Annotated in this window: 18 protein-coding genes; 8 read left to right on the forward strand and 10 right to left on the reverse strand. The window is 34.1% G+C overall.

Annotated features, from left to right (window positions below):
- Positions 1–71 precede the first annotated feature (71 nt).
- The 3 genes from tatC (at position 72) to BM238_RS05445 (ending at position 3,234) form a co-directional block, all read left to right on the forward strand.
- A complete protein-coding gene (gene tatC / locus BM238_RS05435) occupies positions 72–899 on the forward strand; it encodes a twin-arginine translocase subunit TatC (RefSeq protein WP_090079203.1) in 828 nt (275 codons plus the stop codon).
- A 10-nt stretch (positions 900–909) separates the two neighbouring features.
- Positions 910–2,547 carry a M1 family metallopeptidase gene (locus BM238_RS05440; RefSeq protein WP_090079204.1) on the forward strand — a complete coding sequence of 546 codons (1,638 nt, stop codon included), beginning with the start codon at positions 910–912 and terminating at the stop codon, positions 2,545–2,547.
- A gap of 93 nt (positions 2,548–2,640) precedes the next feature.
- Complete coding sequence (locus BM238_RS05445) at positions 2,641–3,234, forward strand: sugar O-acetyltransferase (protein ID WP_090079205.1); 594 nt, start codon at positions 2,641–2,643, stop codon at positions 3,232–3,234.
- 99 nt (positions 3,235–3,333) lie between these two features.
- On the opposite strand, the gene BM238_RS05450 is transcribed toward BM238_RS05445, so the two are convergent.
- Together BM238_RS05450 and dacB are read right to left on the reverse strand one after the other, a co-directional pair.
- On the reverse strand, positions 3,334–4,491 hold the full coding sequence (locus tag BM238_RS05450; protein WP_090079206.1) for a sensor histidine kinase: 1,158 nt from the start codon (positions 4,489–4,491) through the stop codon (positions 3,334–3,336).
- Positions 4,492–4,494: 3 nt separating this feature from the next.
- Positions 4,495–5,862, reverse strand: coding sequence for a D-alanyl-D-alanine carboxypeptidase/D-alanyl-D-alanine endopeptidase (dacB, locus tag BM238_RS05455; RefSeq protein WP_090079207.1), 1,368 nt, complete (start codon positions 5,860–5,862; stop codon positions 4,495–4,497).
- Positions 5,863–5,991: 129 nt separating this feature from the next.
- On the opposite strand from dacB, the gene BM238_RS05460 reads away from it, so the two are divergent.
- Together BM238_RS05460 and nhaA are read left to right on the forward strand one after the other, a co-directional pair.
- Positions 5,992–8,196 (forward strand): RelA/SpoT family protein, encoded by a 2,205-nt coding sequence (locus tag BM238_RS05460; protein WP_090079208.1) that lies wholly within the window; start codon positions 5,992–5,994, stop codon positions 8,194–8,196.
- A 66-nt stretch (positions 8,197–8,262) separates the two neighbouring features.
- The gene (gene nhaA, locus BM238_RS05465; RefSeq protein WP_090079209.1) at positions 8,263–9,465 is read left to right on the forward strand and encodes a Na+/H+ antiporter NhaA; all 1,203 of its coding nucleotides are present in this window, start codon (positions 8,263–8,265) and stop codon (positions 9,463–9,465) included.
- Here nhaA and BM238_RS05470 read toward each other — a convergent pair.
- Positions 9,462–10,469, reverse strand: a complete 1,008-nt coding sequence (locus BM238_RS05470) for a YihY/virulence factor BrkB family protein (protein WP_090079210.1) — start codon at positions 10,467–10,469, stop codon at positions 9,462–9,464. The genes nhaA and BM238_RS05470 overlap by 4 nt on opposite strands.
- A gap of 30 nt (positions 10,470–10,499) precedes the next feature.
- Here BM238_RS05470 and BM238_RS05475 point away from each other — a divergent pair, with 30 nt between their 5' ends.
- Positions 10,500–10,973 (forward strand): 23S rRNA (pseudouridine(1915)-N(3))-methyltransferase RlmH, encoded by a 474-nt coding sequence (locus BM238_RS05475; RefSeq protein ID WP_090079211.1) that lies wholly within the window; start codon positions 10,500–10,502, stop codon positions 10,971–10,973.
- 65 nt (positions 10,974–11,038) lie between these two features.
- On the opposite strand, the gene BM238_RS05480 is transcribed toward BM238_RS05475, so the two are convergent.
- The 7 genes from BM238_RS05480 to BM238_RS05510 form a co-directional block, all read right to left on the reverse strand.
- Positions 11,039–11,605, reverse strand: coding sequence for a phosphatase PAP2 family protein (locus tag BM238_RS05480; RefSeq protein ID WP_090079212.1), 567 nt, complete (start codon positions 11,603–11,605; stop codon positions 11,039–11,041).
- Positions 11,606–11,607: 2 nt separating this feature from the next.
- Positions 11,608–11,952, reverse strand: a complete 345-nt coding sequence (locus tag BM238_RS05485) for a Sec-independent protein translocase subunit TatA/TatB (protein WP_090079213.1) — start codon at positions 11,950–11,952, stop codon at positions 11,608–11,610.
- Positions 11,953–12,205: 253 nt separating this feature from the next.
- Positions 12,206–13,450, reverse strand: a complete 1,245-nt coding sequence (locus BM238_RS05490; protein WP_090079214.1) for a TCR/Tet family MFS transporter — start codon at positions 13,448–13,450, stop codon at positions 12,206–12,208.
- A gap of 175 nt (positions 13,451–13,625) precedes the next feature.
- Positions 13,626–14,405, reverse strand: coding sequence for a TIGR02757 family protein (locus BM238_RS05495; RefSeq protein ID WP_090079215.1), 780 nt, complete (start codon positions 14,403–14,405; stop codon positions 13,626–13,628).
- Entirely contained in the window at positions 14,402–15,319 is a 918-nt protein-coding gene (locus tag BM238_RS05500; RefSeq protein WP_090079216.1) for a ribonuclease Z, read from the reverse strand. Before BM238_RS05500 ends, BM238_RS05495 begins: the two co-directional genes overlap by 4 nt.
- A gap of 30 nt (positions 15,320–15,349) precedes the next feature.
- Positions 15,350–15,931: an RdgB/HAM1 family non-canonical purine NTP pyrophosphatase gene (gene rdgB / locus BM238_RS05505; RefSeq protein WP_090079217.1), complete on the reverse strand. Its 582-nt coding sequence runs from the start codon at positions 15,929–15,931 to the stop codon at positions 15,350–15,352.
- Between the two features lie 74 nt (positions 15,932–16,005).
- A complete protein-coding gene (locus BM238_RS05510) occupies positions 16,006–16,833 on the reverse strand; it encodes a CPBP family intramembrane glutamic endopeptidase (protein ID WP_090079218.1) in 828 nt (275 codons plus the stop codon).
- A gap of 139 nt (positions 16,834–16,972) precedes the next feature.
- On the opposite strand from BM238_RS05510, the gene BM238_RS05515 reads away from it, so the two are divergent.
- Positions 16,973–18,154, forward strand: a complete 1,182-nt coding sequence (locus tag BM238_RS05515; RefSeq protein WP_090079219.1) for an MFS transporter — start codon at positions 16,973–16,975, stop codon at positions 18,152–18,154.
- Positions 18,155–18,328: 174 nt separating this feature from the next.
- Positions 18,329–19,939 carry a peptide chain release factor 3 gene (locus BM238_RS05520; RefSeq protein ID WP_090079220.1) on the forward strand — a complete coding sequence of 537 codons (1,611 nt, stop codon included), beginning with the start codon at positions 18,329–18,331 and terminating at the stop codon, positions 19,937–19,939.
- The last annotated feature ends 74 nt before the right edge of the window (positions 19,940–20,013 follow it).

The following is a 20,013-nucleotide window of genomic DNA, read 5'->3' on the forward strand; positions in this document are numbered from 1 at the left end:
TCTGCCGATAACCTGATTTTTCATAGATAAATCGTTAATTTCGCAGGGATAAAAATAGCTATCAAACAAGCATGGAAGAAAAAGAAATGTCCTTTTTGGGACACATTGGAGCATTAAGAGGTCATCTTATCCGTTCAGTAATTGCAATTATCATCTGCGCCATCTTTATTGGTTATAATATAAACTTCATTATGGATCATATTTTCTTTGGTCCTACAAGAAATAATTTTCCAACTTTCCGGATCGTAAATCGACTTTCCAGGGCAATAATTGGAAGTGACAGTATTCATTTGCCGGGAGAATTTCCTGTGCGTGTGCAAAAACTTTATCAGCAATTTAATGTGATGATGGCGGTCTCGCTTTTTGGCGGTATGGTACTTTCTTTTCCTTATTTAATTTGGGAATTGTGGCGTTTTATCAGTCCTGCACTTCATCCAAAAGAAAGAAAGAACTCTGTTTTCCTAATCAATTTTGTCTGGATATTATTCATAACTGGTGTTTTATGCGGTTATTTTATGATTCTTCCTTTTGCTATTAATTTTGGCGTTATTTTTAAGATATCAGATATTATCGTTCCACTTTATGATCTTAGCGATTACACATCTTTATTTTTACAGGTCGTTTTAGGAATGGGCGTTATTTTTCTTTTCCCGGTTTTGGTTTATTTTTTAACACATTTAAAAGTTTTAACGCCGGAATTCATGAAAAAATACCGACGCCACGCAATTGTTTTAATTATGGGTGTTGCGGCCATTATAACGCCGGCAGATGTTTTAAGTATGATGGCGGCGGCGCTTCCACTCTTATTACTGTATGAATTCAGTATCGTAATGTGTAAAATTACCGTTCGCAGAATGAACAGAAGAAGTAAAACCACAGATATCGTTATTTCTAAATAATTTTATTTAAATGAAATTTAGTTCAATTTTTCTATTTGTAATAATTTCGGGTTTTGCGTCGGCGCAAACTTTTACAAAATCTGATACTTTGAAAGGTTCAGATACAGATTTTAGAAATTTTTGGGATGTCAAGAAATATGAAGTTTCAGTGACACCAAAATTTTCAGACAAATCAATTAATGGAACCAATAAAATTTCTTTTGAAATTACAAAAGACATAGAAAATCCCACTTTTCAAATTGATTTGAAACAGCCAATGAATTACGAAATTCTGGCCTCTGATATTAAATTTAAAAATGAAAAAAGAGACGGCGATTTTATTTTTCTTGAAACCAATCAAAATTTTAAAAAAGGTCAAAAATTTTCAGTCATATTCAAATTTTATGGAAATCCAATTGTTGCTGTAAAACCACCTTGGGACGGCGGCTGGGTTTTTACCGAAGATAAAAATAAAAATCCGTGGATGTCTGTTGCTGATGAAGGAATTGGTGCGTCTGTTTGGCTGCCCACAAAAGATATCTGGAACGATGAGCCGGACAATGGTTTGATTTTAAAGATAAAAACACCAAAAGATTTAGTAGGCGTTGGAAATGGAAAATTAATTTCCACCGTTTCAGAAGGCGATTCTAAAGTTTATACCTGGGAAGTAAAAAATCCGATCAACGATTATTCTATCATTCCAAATGTTGGGAAATATGTTAATTTTAAAGACACTTTTAACGGCGAAAAAGGAAAACTAAATTTAGATTATTGGGTTTTAGATTATAATTTAGGTCAAGCTAAAAAGCAATTCGAGCAGGTTAAACCGATGTTGAAGGCCTTTGAATATTGGTTTGGTCCTTATCCGTTTTACGAAGATTCTTACAAATTGGTAGAAAGTCCCTATTTAGGAATGGAACACCAGAGTTCTGTAGCGTATGGGAATCGCTATGAAAACGGTTATTTAGGTCGCGATTTGAGCGGAACTGGTGTTGGTTTAAACTGGGATTTTATAATTATTCATGAAAGTGGGCACGAATGGTTTGCCAACAATATAACTGCAAAAGATCAGGCAGATATGTGGATCCACGAAAGTTTTACATGTTATTCTGAAACACTTTTTACCCAAAATTTTATGGGAAAAGAAGCTGCGGAAAAATATGTGATCGGTCTTCGAAAAAATATTCAAAATGATGAACCGATCATCGGGAAATTTGGTGTAAGAAATGAAGGAAGCGGCGATATGTATTACAAAGGCGCTAATATGCTTCATACAATTCGGCAGGTCATTAATGATGATGAAAAATTTCGCCAAATTCTTCGAGGTTTAAATAAAGATTTTTACCATCAAACGGTGACGGGAAAACAGGTTGAAGATTATATTAATCAAAAATCCGAGATCGACTTTTCTTCAGTTTTTAAGCAATATTTAGAAACAACGAAAATTCCGACACTTGGTTATTATCAAAATGGAAAAGAGCTGCAAATTATCTGGAAAAATACGGTTGACAATTTCAGTTTGCCAATTAGAATTAATAATGGTGGAAAATTAATAATTATTAAACCATCCAACAAAACTCAATTTCTTAAACTTGAGAATGAACAGGCAATTTCTTTTGATCCCAATTACTACATTAATTATGAAGTAATTGAGCCACAAGCCAATTAATTTTTATGAAATCGCCAATCATAAATTAAGTCAACAAAATAAGATAAAAACCGGGCGATAACATATGACAAATCAGCGAAAAATTTATTTCATATGAAATCTGAAAAAGAAAAAATGCTTTCCGGCGAGCCTTATTTACCAGTGGGCAAAGAGTTATTTTTGGAAAGGCAAAAAGCCAAAGAAAAAATTTTTGAATTTAATAATCTATCACCTTTAAAAATCAAAGAACGTCACGAATTAATTAAACCACTTTTTGGCAAAACGAAAGGTACTTTTTATCTTGAACCGCCTTTCAGATGTGATTATGGTTTTAATATCGAAATTGGAAAGAATTTCTACGCCAACTACAATTTTTTAGTTCTTGACGCTGCAAAAGTTAAAATTGGTGATCACGTTATGATCGGGCCAAATGTTTCCTTGATAACCGTTAATCACCCGATTGATAAAGATTTCAGAAAAGAAGGTTATGAAATTTCGAAGGAAATTGTGATCGAAGATAATGTTTGGATCTGCGCAAACGTCAATGTAAATCCCGGCGTTACGATTGGTGCAAATTCAATTATTGGTTCCGGAAGCGTGGTTACAAAAAACATTCCTGAAAATGTGATTGCCGCAGGAAATCCATGTAAGGTTTTAAGAGAAATAACTGAAAAAGACAGAACTGATTTTCAGGAAACTTTGAAATAATCAAATTATTTTTTTAAAACTTTTCTATAGCAGGTTAAGAATATCTTGATGATTTTTACTTAAAAAATCAGCTTTTTCCGCTAAATTTTTAGAAAATATTTAAGAATTTTTCATTGAAATCCTAAAAGTAGTTCCCTGCCCTATCTCAGATTGCACGATCTTAATGTCGCCATTATGATATTCTTTGATTACTCTTTTTGCCAAAGATAAACCCAAACCCCAACCGCGCTTTTTTGTAGAAAAGCCAGGATTAAAAGCATTTCTGATCTGTGAAGTCGTCATTCCGCTGCCTGAATCTTTAATATCAATCGTCACAAGATCATTTTTTTCAGTCAAAACTATTGCTAAATTCCCTACCCCGCGCATCGCATCAACAGCATTTTTAACCAAATTTTCTACAACCCAGCTCATCAAAATTTTACTGTGTGGAATTAAAATTTCCTGATTCGGCATTTTTAAAGAAAAATTTACTTTACTAGAAATACGGTTCTTTAAATAATCAAAATTTTGCTGAACAGTTTCATTGATATTGAGATCATTTAGCGTGGGAACTGAACCAATTTTTGAAAACCTTTCAGAGATCGTTTTTAACCGGTAAATATCTTTTTCAAATTCTTTCACACCTTCAGAATTTGGATTTTCTTCGCGCAAAACCTCGATCCAGCCTATCATTGAGGATAAAGGTGTTCCGATCTGGTGCGCAGTTTCTTTTGCTAAACCAGCCCAGAGAAAACCTTCATCTGTTTTTTTAATAGTTCGTAAAAACCAAAATGAAAACAGAAGATAAGCGAAGATAAAAAGGCCCAAAACAAACGGATAATAGCGTAAATTATTTAGCAGATCTGAGTTGTCATAATAGACAAACTGATTATTATGATCGGGAAATTCAATCTCGATTGGCGGGTATTTATTTTTCATCCGGCGCATTAATCTGCTCATTTTTTCCGGACTTTTTTCCACTTCAGGCGGAATATTTGCCTGAAAAGTCGGTACGTTATTTTTATCAGTAACAACGAATGGCATTGAGTTATTCGATTGACCGATCTGCAAAACCAGATCTAAAATTTCTGGTGACGGCGATTTTATTTCCTGTTGGTATTTTATGGCTGTCGCGAAAAGATTGATGCGTTTTATTTCTTCTTTTCGCAGATAATTGATCAAAATTGTGGTCGATAAAATAATTGCGATGATCATCGCGGAAAAGACAATGAAAACGAACCAATTATTAAACCTCGAAAAAAAACTTCTTCTCTTCATTTACTATTTTAAAACATTTAAAACTTTATAAAGTTCCTCACTAACGCCATTTCCATCATAATTGTTAATGATGATCGAGAAAACGTAATTACCCCTTTTAGAATATCCGGCAAAAGACTTGCTGTCTTTTATAGTGCCACTTTTCATTTTCATACCGCTACTCTGCGTCGGAAATCCATCATAAAATTCCTGAAAATAGTTCTGTCTTTTAACATAAAGTAAAGCCTGAACTTCCGCTTTTGCAGACACATAATTTTGTGGTGAAAGTCCGCTTCCATCTGCGAAATTTATCATCTGAGATTTTATTCCTTTCGAAACCCAAAAATCTTTTAAATATTTCACACCAACATCAAAACTTCCCTCATTTTTCTTCTCTTTTGCCATCGTTTTAATAAAAGTTTCGCCGTAAAGATTGATACTTTTTCGCAGAAAATTATAAACTAATTTATCTAAAGTTGGTGATTCGTAGGTGAAAAAAATATTCTCTTTTGGCGTTGTTAAAACTTTTTCGCCTGCAACTAATCTTTGTGAATTAGTGATAAGTTTTCCTTTAAAATCAATCCCCGAAGATTTAAACAATTCTTGAATTTCTACCGCCAGTTGCAATGGAGGATTTGGCGTTGCACCGGAAACGGTTGTCGTTTTACCCGCGGGTAAAGTTCCGTTGATATAAGCGACGTTTGAAATTGGCGACGTGAAAATCAAACTTTGATCAGAACTTCCGCCAGTTTTCAATTCATTAACCCAAGCGACATCTTTTAAATCATAAGAAAAATCCTTGAATTTATTCCCTGTAATATTAATGTCAAACTGATTTTCTTTCCAATTGACGCTAAAAACACCGGCACCATAATAATTACCTAAGTCATTCCACGGCCAACCGCCAGGTATTGTTTGAAAATCAAAATAAGTATCGTCGATGACCAGATCGCCATCAATTTTTTTAATATTTTTTTCCTTTAAAGCATTAAATAATTTTTTTTTGAAATCTTCCGGTTTGAAACCATCATAGCGCCAACTTCCCAAAGTCGGGTCACCGTTGGAAGTGATAAAAATATTTCCTGAAAGCTCGCCTAAACTAATTTTTCCGTCGAAAGAAGCCTGAGTTTTGTAAGTAAAATTTTTACCTAAAGTTTCTAGAGCGGCAGCAGCGGTAAATATCTTTTGAGTGGAAGCAGTTGACAAACCTTTATTACCATTGTATTCATAAACCAAATTACCTGAAGCATCGGCTACGTAAAATGAAAAATTAGCGGAAAGAGCCGCCGAGGTGGAAAGCAGATCTTTCGTGGCTTTTTCCAAAGTCTGACTGACGTTTTGAGCCGGTAAAACTTTAAAAAAAAATAAAAAAAGGAAAATGATTTTTTTCATAGAGGTGAAATTCTTTTCAAATATAGAGTTTTTATAAATTTTAAAGCGTTTTTAAGTTATTTGAAAGGATAAAAAATTCTAGGTATTCGCCTCTTTTTTTTGTATTTTCGTATGAAATTGTTAGTGAATATGGGGTACGATTTAGAACAGGAAAATAAGGAAATACTTGCGCGTTATAAAGATCTGATTTCAAATACTTACAGAACTTTAGACGAGGAAAATAATAAACTCATCCGTAAGGCCTTTGATATCGCTCTCGATGCGCACAAAGATCAGCGGAGAAAAAGTGGCGAGCCTTATATTTATCATCCGATCGCGGTAGCAAAAATTGTGGGTGAGGAAATTGGTTTGGGCGCTACTTCGATAGCTTGTGCTTTGATGCACGATGTGATAGAAGATTCTGATTACACTTATGAAGATCTCAAAAAGATTTTTGGCGAAAAAATAGCAGATATCGTAAACGGTCTGACTAAAATTTCGGTGATGAATCACCAGAATATTTCGATCCAGTCTGAAAATTACCGAAAATTACTTTTGACTTTATCAGAAGATTTCCGCGTTATTTTAATTAAAATCGCTGACAGACTTCACAACATGCGGACTTTAGATAGTATGGCGCCAAATAAACAGCGAAAAATTGCGAGTGAAACTGTTTATATTTATGCACCTTTAGCGCACAGACTTGGTCTTTATGTCATTAAATCTGAGCTCGAAGATCTTTCTTTAAAATACAATAACGCAGAAATTTTCAATGAAATAACTTCCAAACTTGAGACCGCAGAAGAAAACAGGAGAAAATATGTAGATGAATTTAAAAATGAGGTTTCTGAGCAGCTAGAAGCCGAACATCTTAATTTTACAATAAAAGGCCGCGCAAAAGCCATAAGTTCGATTTTTAGGAAAATGCAGAAGCAGAACGTCACTTTTGAGGAAGTTTACGACAATTATGCAATCAGGATCATTTATAAATCTGATGCTAGAAACGAAAAATTTATCGCCTGGAAAATCTACTCAATAGTTACCGATCTTTACCACAGCAATCCGCAAAGAATGCGCGACTGGATTTCTCAGCCACGTTCGACAGGTTATGAAAGTTTACATTTAACTGTTTTAGGTCCGGATAAAAAGTGGATAGAAGTTCAGATCCGAAGTGAAAGGATGGACGACATTGCGGAAAAAGGCGTTGCCGCACATTACAAATATAAAGAAGGCTACAAACAAAATTCTGACGAAAAAAATATTGAAAACTGGGTTTCCGAGATCAGAGATGTTCTTGAAAACCAGCAATCGCTTACTACGACAGAACTTCTAGACAATGTAAAACTAAATCTTTACAGCAAAGAAGTTTTCGTTTTCACACCAAAAGGTGAAATTAAAATCTTACCGGTTGGTTCTACGGCATTGGATTTTGCATTTTCTGTGCATTCCGATCTTGGGATGAAATGTCTTGGTGCGAAAGTAAATGGAAAATTAGTCCCAATTAGTTATACGCTTCAAAACGGCGATCAAATAGATATTTTGTCTTCACAAAATCAAAAACCAAAACTCGACTGGCTGGATTTTGTAGTGACTTCAAAGGCAAAATCGAAAATTAAAGCGATTTTAAATTCCGAAAAAGCGCATTTAGTTGACGAAGGAAAAGAAACTTTGCAGAGAAAAATGCGTCATGCAAAAATTAATTTCAACGACGAGGAAATTAATAAGTTGCAGAAATTTTTTAATCTTAAAACATCACAGGATCTTTTTATTTCTTTTCAAAATGGCGCTTTAGACACGTCTGATATTAAAAGATTTACGGAAAGCAAAGGTTTGATCAATAACTTTATCAACCGTTTTAAAAAATCTTCCTCAAAAAATATTGAGTTTCAGGAACCAGAAAAAACAGATCTTGATCTGATTGTTTTTGGAAAGGATGAAGAAAAATTAAATTATACTTTTGCAAAATGTTGTACTGTTATTCCTGGTGATAAAATGTTTGGATTTATAACAATTTCTGATGGTATAAAAGTTCATAATGACCAGTGTCCCAACGCCATAAATCTGCGTGCAAACTACGATTACCGCGTGATGCCCGCAAAATGGGTGAATGAGGAACGATTTAAAAACAGAATAAAAGTTGAAATTGAAGGACTTGACAGAATGGGAATGATCAACGATATAACGGCCGTAATCAGTAACGGAATGAGTATGGACATGAAAAGTATGACCATAGAATCAAATGACGGAATATTTCGTGGCATGATCACCCTTGAAGTGCAAAATAAAATACAGTTGGAGGAAAGTTTTAAGCAATTAAGAAGTATCAACGGCGTAAATAAAGTAAAAAGACTTTAAATACCACTTCCAAAAAACTTACTTTTTTAAAAGTTACAGGAAAAAAGTCTCTAATATAAAACTCAAATGATCTTAACAAAATATTTTAAAAACTTTTTTCAAAGCAGCGAGACTTCTGGAATTTTACTTATAATCTGTGTTTTTATTTCACTTTTTATCGCAAATTCTTCAGCATCAGAGAGTTTTAACAACCTGCTTCATCTCGACATTGGTTTTGAATCGCTGGGTTTAAAATTTTCAGTAAGTCACTGGATCAACGACGGTTTAATGACGGTATTTTTCCTTTTAGTTGGTTTAGAAATTAAAAGAGAGGTTGTTGAAGGTGAACTTTCTACTATTAAAAGCGCCTCTTTACCCATTTTTGCAGCGATCGGCGGTATGCTATTTCCGGCGATTATTTATTTTTTATTTAACCACGGTACGCCATATGCAAAAGGTTGGGCGATACCGATGGCAACCGACATTGCATTTTCTCTGGCTATTGTTGGAATGTTGGGAAAAGCGGTGCCTTCATCCATTAAAATTTTTTTGGCAGCATTGGCTATTGTTGATGATCTTGGTGCAATTTTGATCATTGCGTTTTTTTATACAGACTCGCTTCACTGGGCATATCTGGGGATTTGCGTACTGATCATCGGACTTCTGATTTTATTTAATTATTTAAAATTTAAAAATTATTTTTATTATTTAATTCCCGGCGTTTTTCTTTGGTATTTTATGATCCATTCTGGCATTCACGCAACGATTGCCGGGGTAATTTTGGCATTCACAATCCCAACAAATATTTCGAAAAATATACCTTCACCGTTGGAAAAATTAGAATCAAAACTTCAAATTCCAGTCAGTTTTTTTATAATGCCCATTTTCGCACTGGCAAATACAGATATTACTTTTCACACCGGAATGATAGACGGACTTTTCACCAATTTTGGCGCAGGAATTATTCTTGGCTTATTTTTAGGTAAAATTATCGGAATAAATCTTTTTTCCTGGATCGCCATAAAATTAGGATTTAGTGAGCTTCCATATAAAAGCCGGTGGATTCAGATGATGGGTGTCGGTCTTTTAGCAGGAATTGGGTTTACGATGTCAATTTTTATAGCACTTTTAAGTTTCCGTGGAAGTACTGATCTTCAGGATGAAGCCAAATTTGCGATTCTTGCAGCCTCACTTATATCCGGTTTTTCAGGATTTCTGCTTTTAAAATATTCAAGACGAAAAAAAATAATTTTGTCGGAATACCGCGAGGAATTTAACTCGAGGTTTTAAGTTCTATCTTTCCAGACAATATTGTGATTTTCCTCTTCCTGCGGGGAATCTGGGAGACGAGAACTGTTGTAATTATCATCGAAACTTCCAATTTCTTCTGACATTATTTTTTCTACCCGTACTTTTTTGATGGCAATATTTAATTCATTACCTAAAAGTACTACCATAATATTGAGGTTTATCCAGACCATCAAAAGTATCATCGATCCAACAGAACCATATAAAATATTCTGCCTGGCAAATTTTTGAACGTAAAAAGCAAAAATAAAAGTGATGAGAATGAATAAAACAGTTGTAAAAATGGCTCCGGGAATTGCCTGTCTCATTGTGGTGATCTTTAAACAACCGATCCAGTAAAAAAATATCAGCAATATAAAATATAAAAAAGGAAAGGAAATGTACCCGATTATTTTTGATAAATTCTGCACAAACCAGCTGATATTATAATGTGGCTTAAAAAGTTTTAAAACAACTTCACTGTAATAAATCCCCAAAAGTGAAAGCATTATCACCCCAATGAACGCAATGGTAATAACGAATGACACGAGATATTCTTTTACAAAAGTCCTTTTAAGTTCGGTATTTAAATTAAAACCGTTAATGAGTGAATGCGCGCCATTTGTGGCAAAAATTAAGGCAAAAATGATCGTGGCGCTGCCAAAATTTTTCAAATTTGGAATAATGGAATGCTGTATATAATCTGAAACATCAGTCTGCATATGCGCGGGAAAAATATTCCGAAGTAATACCTCAAATACATAAAACTGCAGTTTGTCGTAATGTGGAAGATAAGGCAAAAGCGACAGCATAAAAAGTAAAAGCGGGAAAAGACTTAGAAAAAAACTCCAGGAAATACTTGCAGCTTGTCTTCCGAGCTGAATTCTAAAAATACCTTTGCCGTAAATCTCAAACATTTTCCACAGAGAAATGCCTAAAAACGGAATGTGCAATCCGTCTAAATAACCGTGAATTTTTTTTATAAAGAGAGGCGATTTTAGGCCCATTTATCTACTTTTGTAGGACAAAGATAAGAAATGAGAATTAATTTAATGTGTATAGGCAAAACGGACGACAAAGAAATTTCAACACTTCTCTCCTATTACATTCAAAGGTTGCCAAAACACTGGAATTTTGAGATAATTACCTTACCGGATGTAAAAAATGCTAAAAGTCTCACGCCGGAACTTATTAAAAAAGAAGAAGCAAAATTATTTCAAAATCAGTTAGAATCTTCAGATCTAATAATTCTTTTAGACGAAAAAGGCAAGCAGTTTACCAGTCGTGAATTTTCTGATAAAATAGACTTTTTTATGAGCATTTCGGTAAAAAGAATTTGCTTTTTAGTTGGCGGTGCCTATGGTTTTTCAGATGAAATTTATGCAAAAGCGAGTGAGAAAATTTCTCTTTCAAAAATGACTTTTACACACCAAATGATCCGTCTGTTTTTTGTGGAGCAGGTTTATCGTGCAGCTTCTATCTTGCAGGGAAAACCATATCATAATGATTGAAAAGTAAAAAGTATTTGCAAAACTTAATTTTCTTGATTTATAAATTAAATTTTGGTTTAAAATTTCTAAATTTTTAATTTTTCAGTTCTAAAACTTTTTTTAGCTAAAACCGAAAATAATCCACCTAGAAGAAACCCTATCAACGCGCCAAAAGCCACGTCAAAGGGAAAATGAACACCTAAGTAAATTCTGCTGTAAGAAACAACGATTGCCCAAACAAATACAAAAACTGTAAAATATTTGTATCTTTTTCCTATCAATGAAGATAGAAAAGCAGAAATAAAAAAAGAATTTGAAGCATGGGAAGAATAAAATCCGTATTGTCCCCCGCAAGTTACAAGACGCATTTTAGCTTCAAGAAATGCAGTATGGCAAGGTCTTAAACGCAGAACACCATTTTTAAAAATATTACACAACTGATCTGAAATCGTAATGCCAATACCTATAAAAATGAGAATGAAAATGAAATTTCGGAGTTTATAATTTTTATAAAGTAAATAAAGAAAAATGATGTAAAGTGGAATCCAGACTAGTTTGCTGGACATCAAAAGCCAAAAAGGATCAAAACTTTTATTTCCTAAATTATTTAAATAAAGTAAAAGCTGCTGATCTTTTTCTATGAAATCTTCCATAGTTACCGACTAACAGGACCTTCATGCGTTTCATCGTCGATCAGACTAACCGGTTTTGGCTCATCGATCAAACCTCTGGGAGAAGAATCGTCTGTGATATCTTTTTTTAATTCCGCTAATGGATTAAATTCTGAAGCTTCCGAACGGATTCTGTCGATCTCACGCTTGATATCAGACACAGGATTATCCGTTTCTTTCATGATATCGGTCTTTATATCCTCCATTGCGCCACGCATTTTGCGCACGCCCTGGCCCAATCCGCGGGCAATTTCCGGAATTTTATCCGGTCCAAATAATACTACAATTACGAGTACTATCATTAGCATTTCACCTAAACTCAATTCCATTTGGCTAAATTACGAAATAGTTTTATTCTAAAATTTTTTTTAAGAAATATTTATGTATTTACGCACTTTCAGAGGTGTTGGTTTTAAGGAGTTTCAAAAGTTTTGATTTTTCGGAAAACTCTGCCCGCTCTTCTTTCCAATCTTTTTTTGTTAAATGCACAAAAAAAGGATTTCCATTTCGATCGGGACTAGAAGTTCACGTGTCGATTTTTCCAACAAAAAAGATAAAAATTTTAAATCAAGATAATATACATCAAACTTCAACTACTTCGCTTTCGACCTGTAAATTTTCTTTTTTAAAAACCCTGAATGCAAGAACAGCAGCGCTTCCCATTAATATCGAAGCCAAAAAAAACGGCGCACCTGCAAATTTAAACGGTGCATTGTCATGAGTGAAAAAGAAAAAAGTATTCGTCATCAAAGGCGGACCAATAATCGCAGTCAGACTTACCAAACTTGCCAAAGCTCCCTGCAATTCGCCCTGTTCATTCCTTGGAACTTGCGCAGAGATCACACTTTGGAGCGCTGGTCCTGCAATTCCGCCCAATCCGTAAGGTATTAAAAAAGCAAACATCATCCAGCTTTGCGTGGCAAATGCAAACAGCATCATTCCAAAAGAATAAAGCATTAAACCATAATAAATACTTTTTTGATTCCCGATTCTTGGGTTGATATACCGTATCAAAACGCCTTGCACCAAAGCTGTGATAATACCAACTACGCCCAAAGATAAACCGACCGTTTTTTCAGACCAGTTAAATTTATACATTGAAAAGTAAGTCCAATTCGTTTGCACGGCATGTCCGCCAATATAAAGTAAGATCAGCGCAAAAATTAATCCCAAAATTTTCGGATATTTTTTTAATTGCAAAAGTGAACCAATCGGATTTGCTCTTTTAAAAGAAAAATCTCTTCGCTGATCAAGAGGCAAACTTTCCGGCAGAACAAAATAACCGTAAAGAAAATTCACCAGACATAAAATTCCCGCTGCCACAAAAGGAACCCGCGAACCGTATTGACCAAGAAGTCCGCCGAGAACTGGTCCTATAATAAAGCCAACACCAAAAGCAGCACCAATTAAACCGAAATTTTTCGCCCTATTTTCATCCGTAGAAACATCTGCAATATATGCGCTTGCCGTTGTGATACTCGCGCCTGTAACGCCCGATAACAATCTGCCGATAAAAAGCCACATAATTGTTGGCGCCCAAGCTTGAAGAAAAAAGTTACCTGCAAAACCTAAAAGTGAAAATAAAATGATTGGTCTTCTGCCAAATTTATCGCTTAAACCACCCAAAACTGAAGCGAAAATAAACTGCATAAAAGCGTAGGCAAAACTCAGCCAACCGCCATATTGAGAAGCAACACTTATGTCAGCGTGCAATAATTCCTGTATTAATTTTGGAACCACCGGAATGACGATTCCCCAGCCGGTAATGTCAATTAAAATCGTAATAAATATAAAACCTACCGCCGCAGATTTCTGATTTTTTTTCATAAAACAAATATAAATTGTTTTGAAGAATTTAAAAGAATTTATTTTTCAAAACACGAAAACACTGCGAATATCCAAACTTTAAAAATGCAAAGAATTAAAACTTTGTGTCTTAAAAGTCATAATAATTAATTCTTCGTGAAAATCTTGTGCCTTCGTGGTTAAATAAAAATTAATTTCAAAAATCCTTATTCACACCCATTCCAAAAAGCGCAAAATCATAAACCGCAGGGTCTTTTGGATTGTATTTTCTGATTATCAAATCCAATTCAGCAACTGCTTTCCAGTCATTTTGAGTTCGTTTAAGCAAACCCAATTCCCGAGAAATATTTGCAGTATGGACATCGAGTGGAATTGATAAATGTTTTGCATCAATGTTTTTCCAGATACCAAAATCAACCCCTTTTTTATCATCGCGAACCATCCAACGCAAATACATTATTAATCTTTTTGCTGCAGAATTTTTATAAGTTGAACTGACGTGTTTTGAAGTTTTGATCGTGTCTTCATTTAAAAAAACCACACGAAATCTATCCAAAGCGTGGTAAAAATTAGTTTCATTTTCATTGACAATGAACAACTGTTCTAAACTCTCAAATTCAGAATAGATCTTTTGCAGACTTTTTAAAAAATAAGCAAAATCTTCCCCGCTGAAAGTTCGGTGAAGGGCTTTAGTTTCAATTTGTTTTAAATCTTTACCGGTAAAATTTTGAATAAAATCATAAGGCGAATTGTCCATAAAATCCAGCATTTTTTGCGCTGAATTTAAGATCGCTTTTCGGTTTCCCCAGGAAATTGTTGCCGTTAGAAATCCGGAAATCTCAATGTCCTGTTTTAAAGAAAAACGATGCGGAATACTGATTGGATCGAGTTCTATGAAATCCAGATTATTATATTGTTCGGCTTTTTCATTTAGTAAAGAAAAAACTTCGTCCAGATTTACTTTCTTTTTGCTCATTCTAACTTTACAACTTCTAATGCTTTTGGCAAATAACTTTCCGGGAAAATAGTTTTTGCTTCATCAAGAAAAACATTTAAATCATGATATCGATTAGAAAAATGACCCAAAATTAATTTTTTAACATTCGCAGCTTTTGCAATTTTCGCCGCTTCCAACGCCGTAGTATGTCCCGTGTAATCTGCCATTTCTTTTAGATCATGCAAAAAAGTAGATTCATGATAAAGCACATCTACATTTTCGATTAACGGAATAATGTCTTCTAAATATCTTGTGTCACTACAAAAAGCGTAAGTAATTGGTTTTGTAGGATTTAAAGTTAATTTATCATTTTTTAAAACATAACCGTCAGACAAAGGGAAATCTTTTCCATTTTTTATGTTTTGATAATCGCAGGTTTTAATTTCAGGATATTTTGAAATTTCTTCCATATTTAAGTGGCGTTCTTTTTCCTTTTCTTTAAATAAATAACCGTTGCAGTAAATGCGATGGTTTAAAGGAATCGTAAACACTTCTACTCTATTATCTTCGTAAATTTTCTCCGAATAATTTTTATTTAATTCATGATAAATCAAGTCAAAACCACGATAAGTTTCTGTAATTCTAAAAATAGTTTCCAGCATTTCTTTAATGCCTTCCGGACCGTAAATATGCAAAGGTTTATCTCTGCCCAAAAGTCTGAAAGACGCGATCAATCCAGGCAAACCAAAACAATGATCGCCGTGAAGATGGGAAATAAAAATATGGTTTATTTTGGAAAATTTCGCCTTTGCTTTCCGAAGTTGAACTTGTGTTCCTTCGCCACAATCAATCAAAAAATGACGTTCTTCCATCTCTAAAAACTGCGCTGTGGGCGAAGAATTGACCGTTGGAATGGCAGAATTGAAACCGAGAATAGTAAGATAAGAACTCAAAGTAAGATTTTAAAATTTAAAGTTACGAATTTAGGCTTGTTTTTCAATATTTAAAAACTGAATAAACTGATCCAAAGCCAGTTTTCTATGGCTGATCTTATTTTTTTCTTCTACGTGCATTTCTGCGAAAGTCTGATTATGATCTTCCGGCGTAAAAATAGGATCGTAACCAAAACCTTCTTCACCAAAGACTTTTTCGGTAATATTTCCGTAAACTCTTCCTTCAAAAAAATGCTCACCATTTTGGTCTTTATAGCAAAGAACGGTGATAAAATAGGCTTTTCGATTTGGCTCATCTTTTAATTCTTCTAAAACTTTAGCGATATTTTTTTTAAAATCGTGATCACCAGCGTAACGCGCGGAAAAAATTCCCGGTCTCCCGTCTAAACCTTCTACAACCAAACCAGAATCGTCACCAAGACTTGCTTTTCCCGTTTTTTCAAAGCAATGTTTTGCTTTTATTAATGCGTTTGCCTGAAAAGTTTTTCCGTCTTCTACAATTTCATCATGAATATTATAATCCGTCAAACTTGTTACAACATAGTCTGTACCCAAAATTTGTTGAATTTCTTCTTTCTTGTGAAGATTATGTGTGGCTACTAAAAGTTCCATTTTTTAATTATGTTTTATATGATTTGAAATCGTTCGATTTCGTTTTATAATGTTTAGAAAAGTGTTTTTAAGCTTTAACTTTCCTGATAAATAATTTTATTTCTGTGCATAAAAAAATAATATGAAATGCCGAACAACACTAAACCAGCAATTAAAAGATAAATTTCTGGTAAATTAATAATTGTTTTAAAACTTTCATCTTTTGTAAATATGATAAGCATTGCAGCAATAAAATTATTGAATGAATGCAGTAAAATTGACATTAACAAAGATTTTGTTTTCCAGTAAACCAGTCCTAAAACCAGTCCAAGCAAAAATGCGCCCAAAAATTGCCACGGATAACCGTGAATAGCACCAAATATTAAAGCGGAAAAAAGAATCGCTTTTTTTGGTTTAATGCCTTTATTTAACATTGCTTTTAAAATAATCCCGCGAAATAAAATTTCTTCTAAAAGCGGCGCAAAAATGGCGACCATTATTACCATTGCAGCGTGATCCACAGAAATGGAATTCATTTGTTCTAAAAAACTTTTGTAAAGCCAGCCAAAAAGCGGTCCTGTTGTCGGAATTAGATTGGTCAAATACTCTGAAATGAGCATCATTCCAAACATCATCGGAAAAATTAAAACGTAAGTAAGAAGTGGTTTTGAAGAAAAATTGAAATTTAATTTATTCCCTTTTGGTCGTGTCACAAAAAGATCAAAAAACAAAATTGGTAAGCCTAAACTTAATAAATACGCAATTAATAAGAAGCCGGAAGATGTTGCGTAATCTTCTTTTAAAACGAACATCATAAAAGCACCGATAATCCCGATCACTACTTGCGCTAAGAAATATCCAGCGAATAAAATGCCTATTTCCCGCCATCCGATCGTAAAATTAAATCTCTTTACCGTTTCCAATTATTAATTTTTAGCAAAGATAAAGGATTTCTATAAGTTGTACCGTCAATGTTTTTCATTGTTTAGAAAAATCAATTGCTAACAGATCTGTTTTTCTAAAATTTATTTAAAAAGTACCTTTGCACCTTAAATTTATTACATGCACATTTCAGAAAAAAAAACTGAAAACATAACCAGTTCTCTTCTCGCTTACGTTTCTTTCACCTTCATAGGTTATTTTATAATCGGTTTATCGCTTTCTGTACTTCCAATTTTCATTAGCAAAACTTTAGGCTTTGGCTTAATTGTAGCGGGAATTGTGATCAGTGTTCAATATGTTGCCACCTTTTTTCTTCGTGCTTATTCGGGTAAAATTATTGACGGGAAAGGTCCAAAACTCGCGGTTTTATACAGTATGATTGGTTTTTCTATCACTGGAATTTTTCTGATCATTGCTTACTATTTTAAATTTTCCCCATTTTTAAGTCTGACATTTTTAATTATCACACGTTTATTCACAGGTTGTGCAGAAGGATTAGTTGGCGCAAGTCCTATAAACTGGGCAATTATGGCGTTTGGTGAAAAACATACGGCAAAAATTATTTCTTACAACGGCGTTGCGTGTTACGGTTCTTTAGCGCTTGGCGCTTCTTTGGGCATTGTTATCCATCAATATTCCGGACTTTATGGCATCGGAATTTTGTCTATTTTATTGGGAATTATCGGATTTTTCTTTGCTAAAACCAAGAGGAATAAAATTAATAAAAACCGGAAAGAAGTTCAGTCTTTTTGGAAAGTTTTAGGAAAAGTGACGCCTTTTGGACTTTGCCTAGGTTTGGGCGGAATTGGTTTTGCAGCAATTTCAACATTTATCACACTTTATTATACTTTTTACCACTGGAATAACGGCGCTTTGTCGCTTAGCGTTTTTGGTATTTTATTCGTTGCAGGACGATTGATTTTCAATAATTCAATCAACAAATATGGTGGAATTAAAGTCGCGATCGCTTGTCTTTTAGTTGAAACTTTGGGACTTTCAATGATTGCTTTTGCGACAGATCCTACTTTGGCATTAGTTGGCGCAGGCGTTACAGGTTTTGGATTTTCTTTAATTTTTCCTGCTTTGGGCGTTGTTGCGATTCAAAGTGTTCCTGCTGCAAACCAAGGTTCTGCTTTGGCTGGCTACGGACTTTTTATCGATATTTCTCTTGGCGTTGCAGGTCCGGTAATTGGCGCCGTTGCAGATTTTGCAGGAATGGAATATATATTTCCGTTCAGCGCTTTTATGGTTTTTATTGGTTTAATTTTAGCCTGGTTTTTAAAAAGAAAATATCTTGTATAAGTTCTTTTAAATCCAATTTTCAATATTGAATAAAAATCACGATTTTTGCAATCTTGATCTAAACAATAGATTTTTTTAATACAGAAGTTTTAAATTAATTGAAAAATTTAGAAAACATAAGTACACACTAGATTTGAATTTAAAATTCATGATCTAAAATTTAAAATCTAAAAAATGTCTTTACAAACAGAAATCGATAAAAGAAAAACCTTCGGAATTATTTCTCACCCGGATGCCGGAAAAACAACGCTGACGGAAAAGTTATTACTTTTCGGTGGTGCAATTCAGGAAGCAGGTGCGGTAAAATCAAACAAAATTAAGAAAGGCGCAACGTCCGATTTTATGGAAATTGAGCGTCAAAGAGGGATTTCTGTGGCGACTTCCGTTTTGGCTTTTGAATATAAAAATCACAAGATAAATATTCTTGATACGCCCGGTCACAAAGATTTTGCGGAAGATACTTACCGAACTTTAACGGCTGTTGATTCTGTGATTGTCGTGATTGACGTGGCAAAAGGCGTGGAAGAGCAAACTGAAAAATTAGTTCAGGTTTGTAGAATGCGAAATATCCCGATGTTGGTTTTCATTAATAAATTGGACCGAGAAGGAAAAGATGCGTTTGATCTGCTCGATGAAGTGGAACAAAAACTCGGTTTGAGAACTTGTCCGCTTTCTATACCAATTGGAATGGGCGCAAGTTTTCAGGGAATTTATAATATTTGGGAAAATAATATCCAGTTATTTACTGAAGAAAAAAAACAAAAAATAGGCGAAACCATCAAGTTTGATGATATTAATGATGAATCAATTGACGAAATTGTAGGTAAAAAAGCCGCTGAAAATTTGCGTGAAGAATTAGAATTAATTCAGGAAGTTTATCCGCCTTTTAACCGTGAAGAATATCTCGCCGGTGAACTTCAACCCGTGTTTTTTGGTTCTGCTTTAAATAATTTTGGTGTTCGCGAATTGCTCGATGCATTTATAGAGATCGCCCCAAAACCGCAGCCGAAAAATTCAGATAACCGTTTGGTAAAACCTGAAGAAGATGATTTCACAGGTTTTGTGTTTAAAATTCACGCCAATATGGATCCGAAACACCGAGATCGATTGGCTTTCGTGAAAATTGTATCAGGAACTTTTAAAAGAAATGAAAATTATTTACTCGTTCGTGATGGAAAAAAATTAAAATTTTCTTCACCAAATGCATTTTTTGCGGACAAAAAAGAAATCGTGGAAGAAAGTTTTCCAGGCGATATCGTTGGACTTCACGATACAGGAAATTTCAGGATTGGCGACACTTTGACGAGTGGCGAAAAAATTAATTTTAAAGGAATTCCCAATTTTTCACCGGAACATTTTAGATATATTAACAATTCTGATCCCTTAAAAGCCAAACAATTAAATAAAGGCGTTGATCAATTAATGGACGAAGGTGTGGCGCAATTATTCACGATGGAAATGAATAACCGAAAAATTATTGGAACAGTTGGTGCGCTTCAATATGAAGTCATTCAATACAGATTGGAACACGAATACGGCGCAAAATGCTCTTACGAGCCACTTTCCATCCATAAAGCTTGTTGGGTAGAAGCCGATGAGAAATCGGAAGAATTTAAAGAATTTGCACGTTTAAAACAACGTTTTTTAGCGAGAGATAAATTTAATCAACTTGTATTTTTAGCAGATTCATCTTTCACGATTCACATGACACAAGAAAAATTTCCAAACGTGAAACTACATTTTATAAGTGAGTTCCGAAATGCAGATAATTTTGAGAAGATTTAAATGGATTTTTACCACAAAGTCACAAAGAATTTTTATCAAATAACTGATCAAATTCCACAAAGGACACAAGGTTT

Source organism: Halpernia frigidisoli (assembly GCF_900113805.1).
GTDB classification, from domain to species: domain Bacteria; phylum Bacteroidota; class Bacteroidia; order Flavobacteriales; family Weeksellaceae; genus Halpernia; species Halpernia frigidisoli.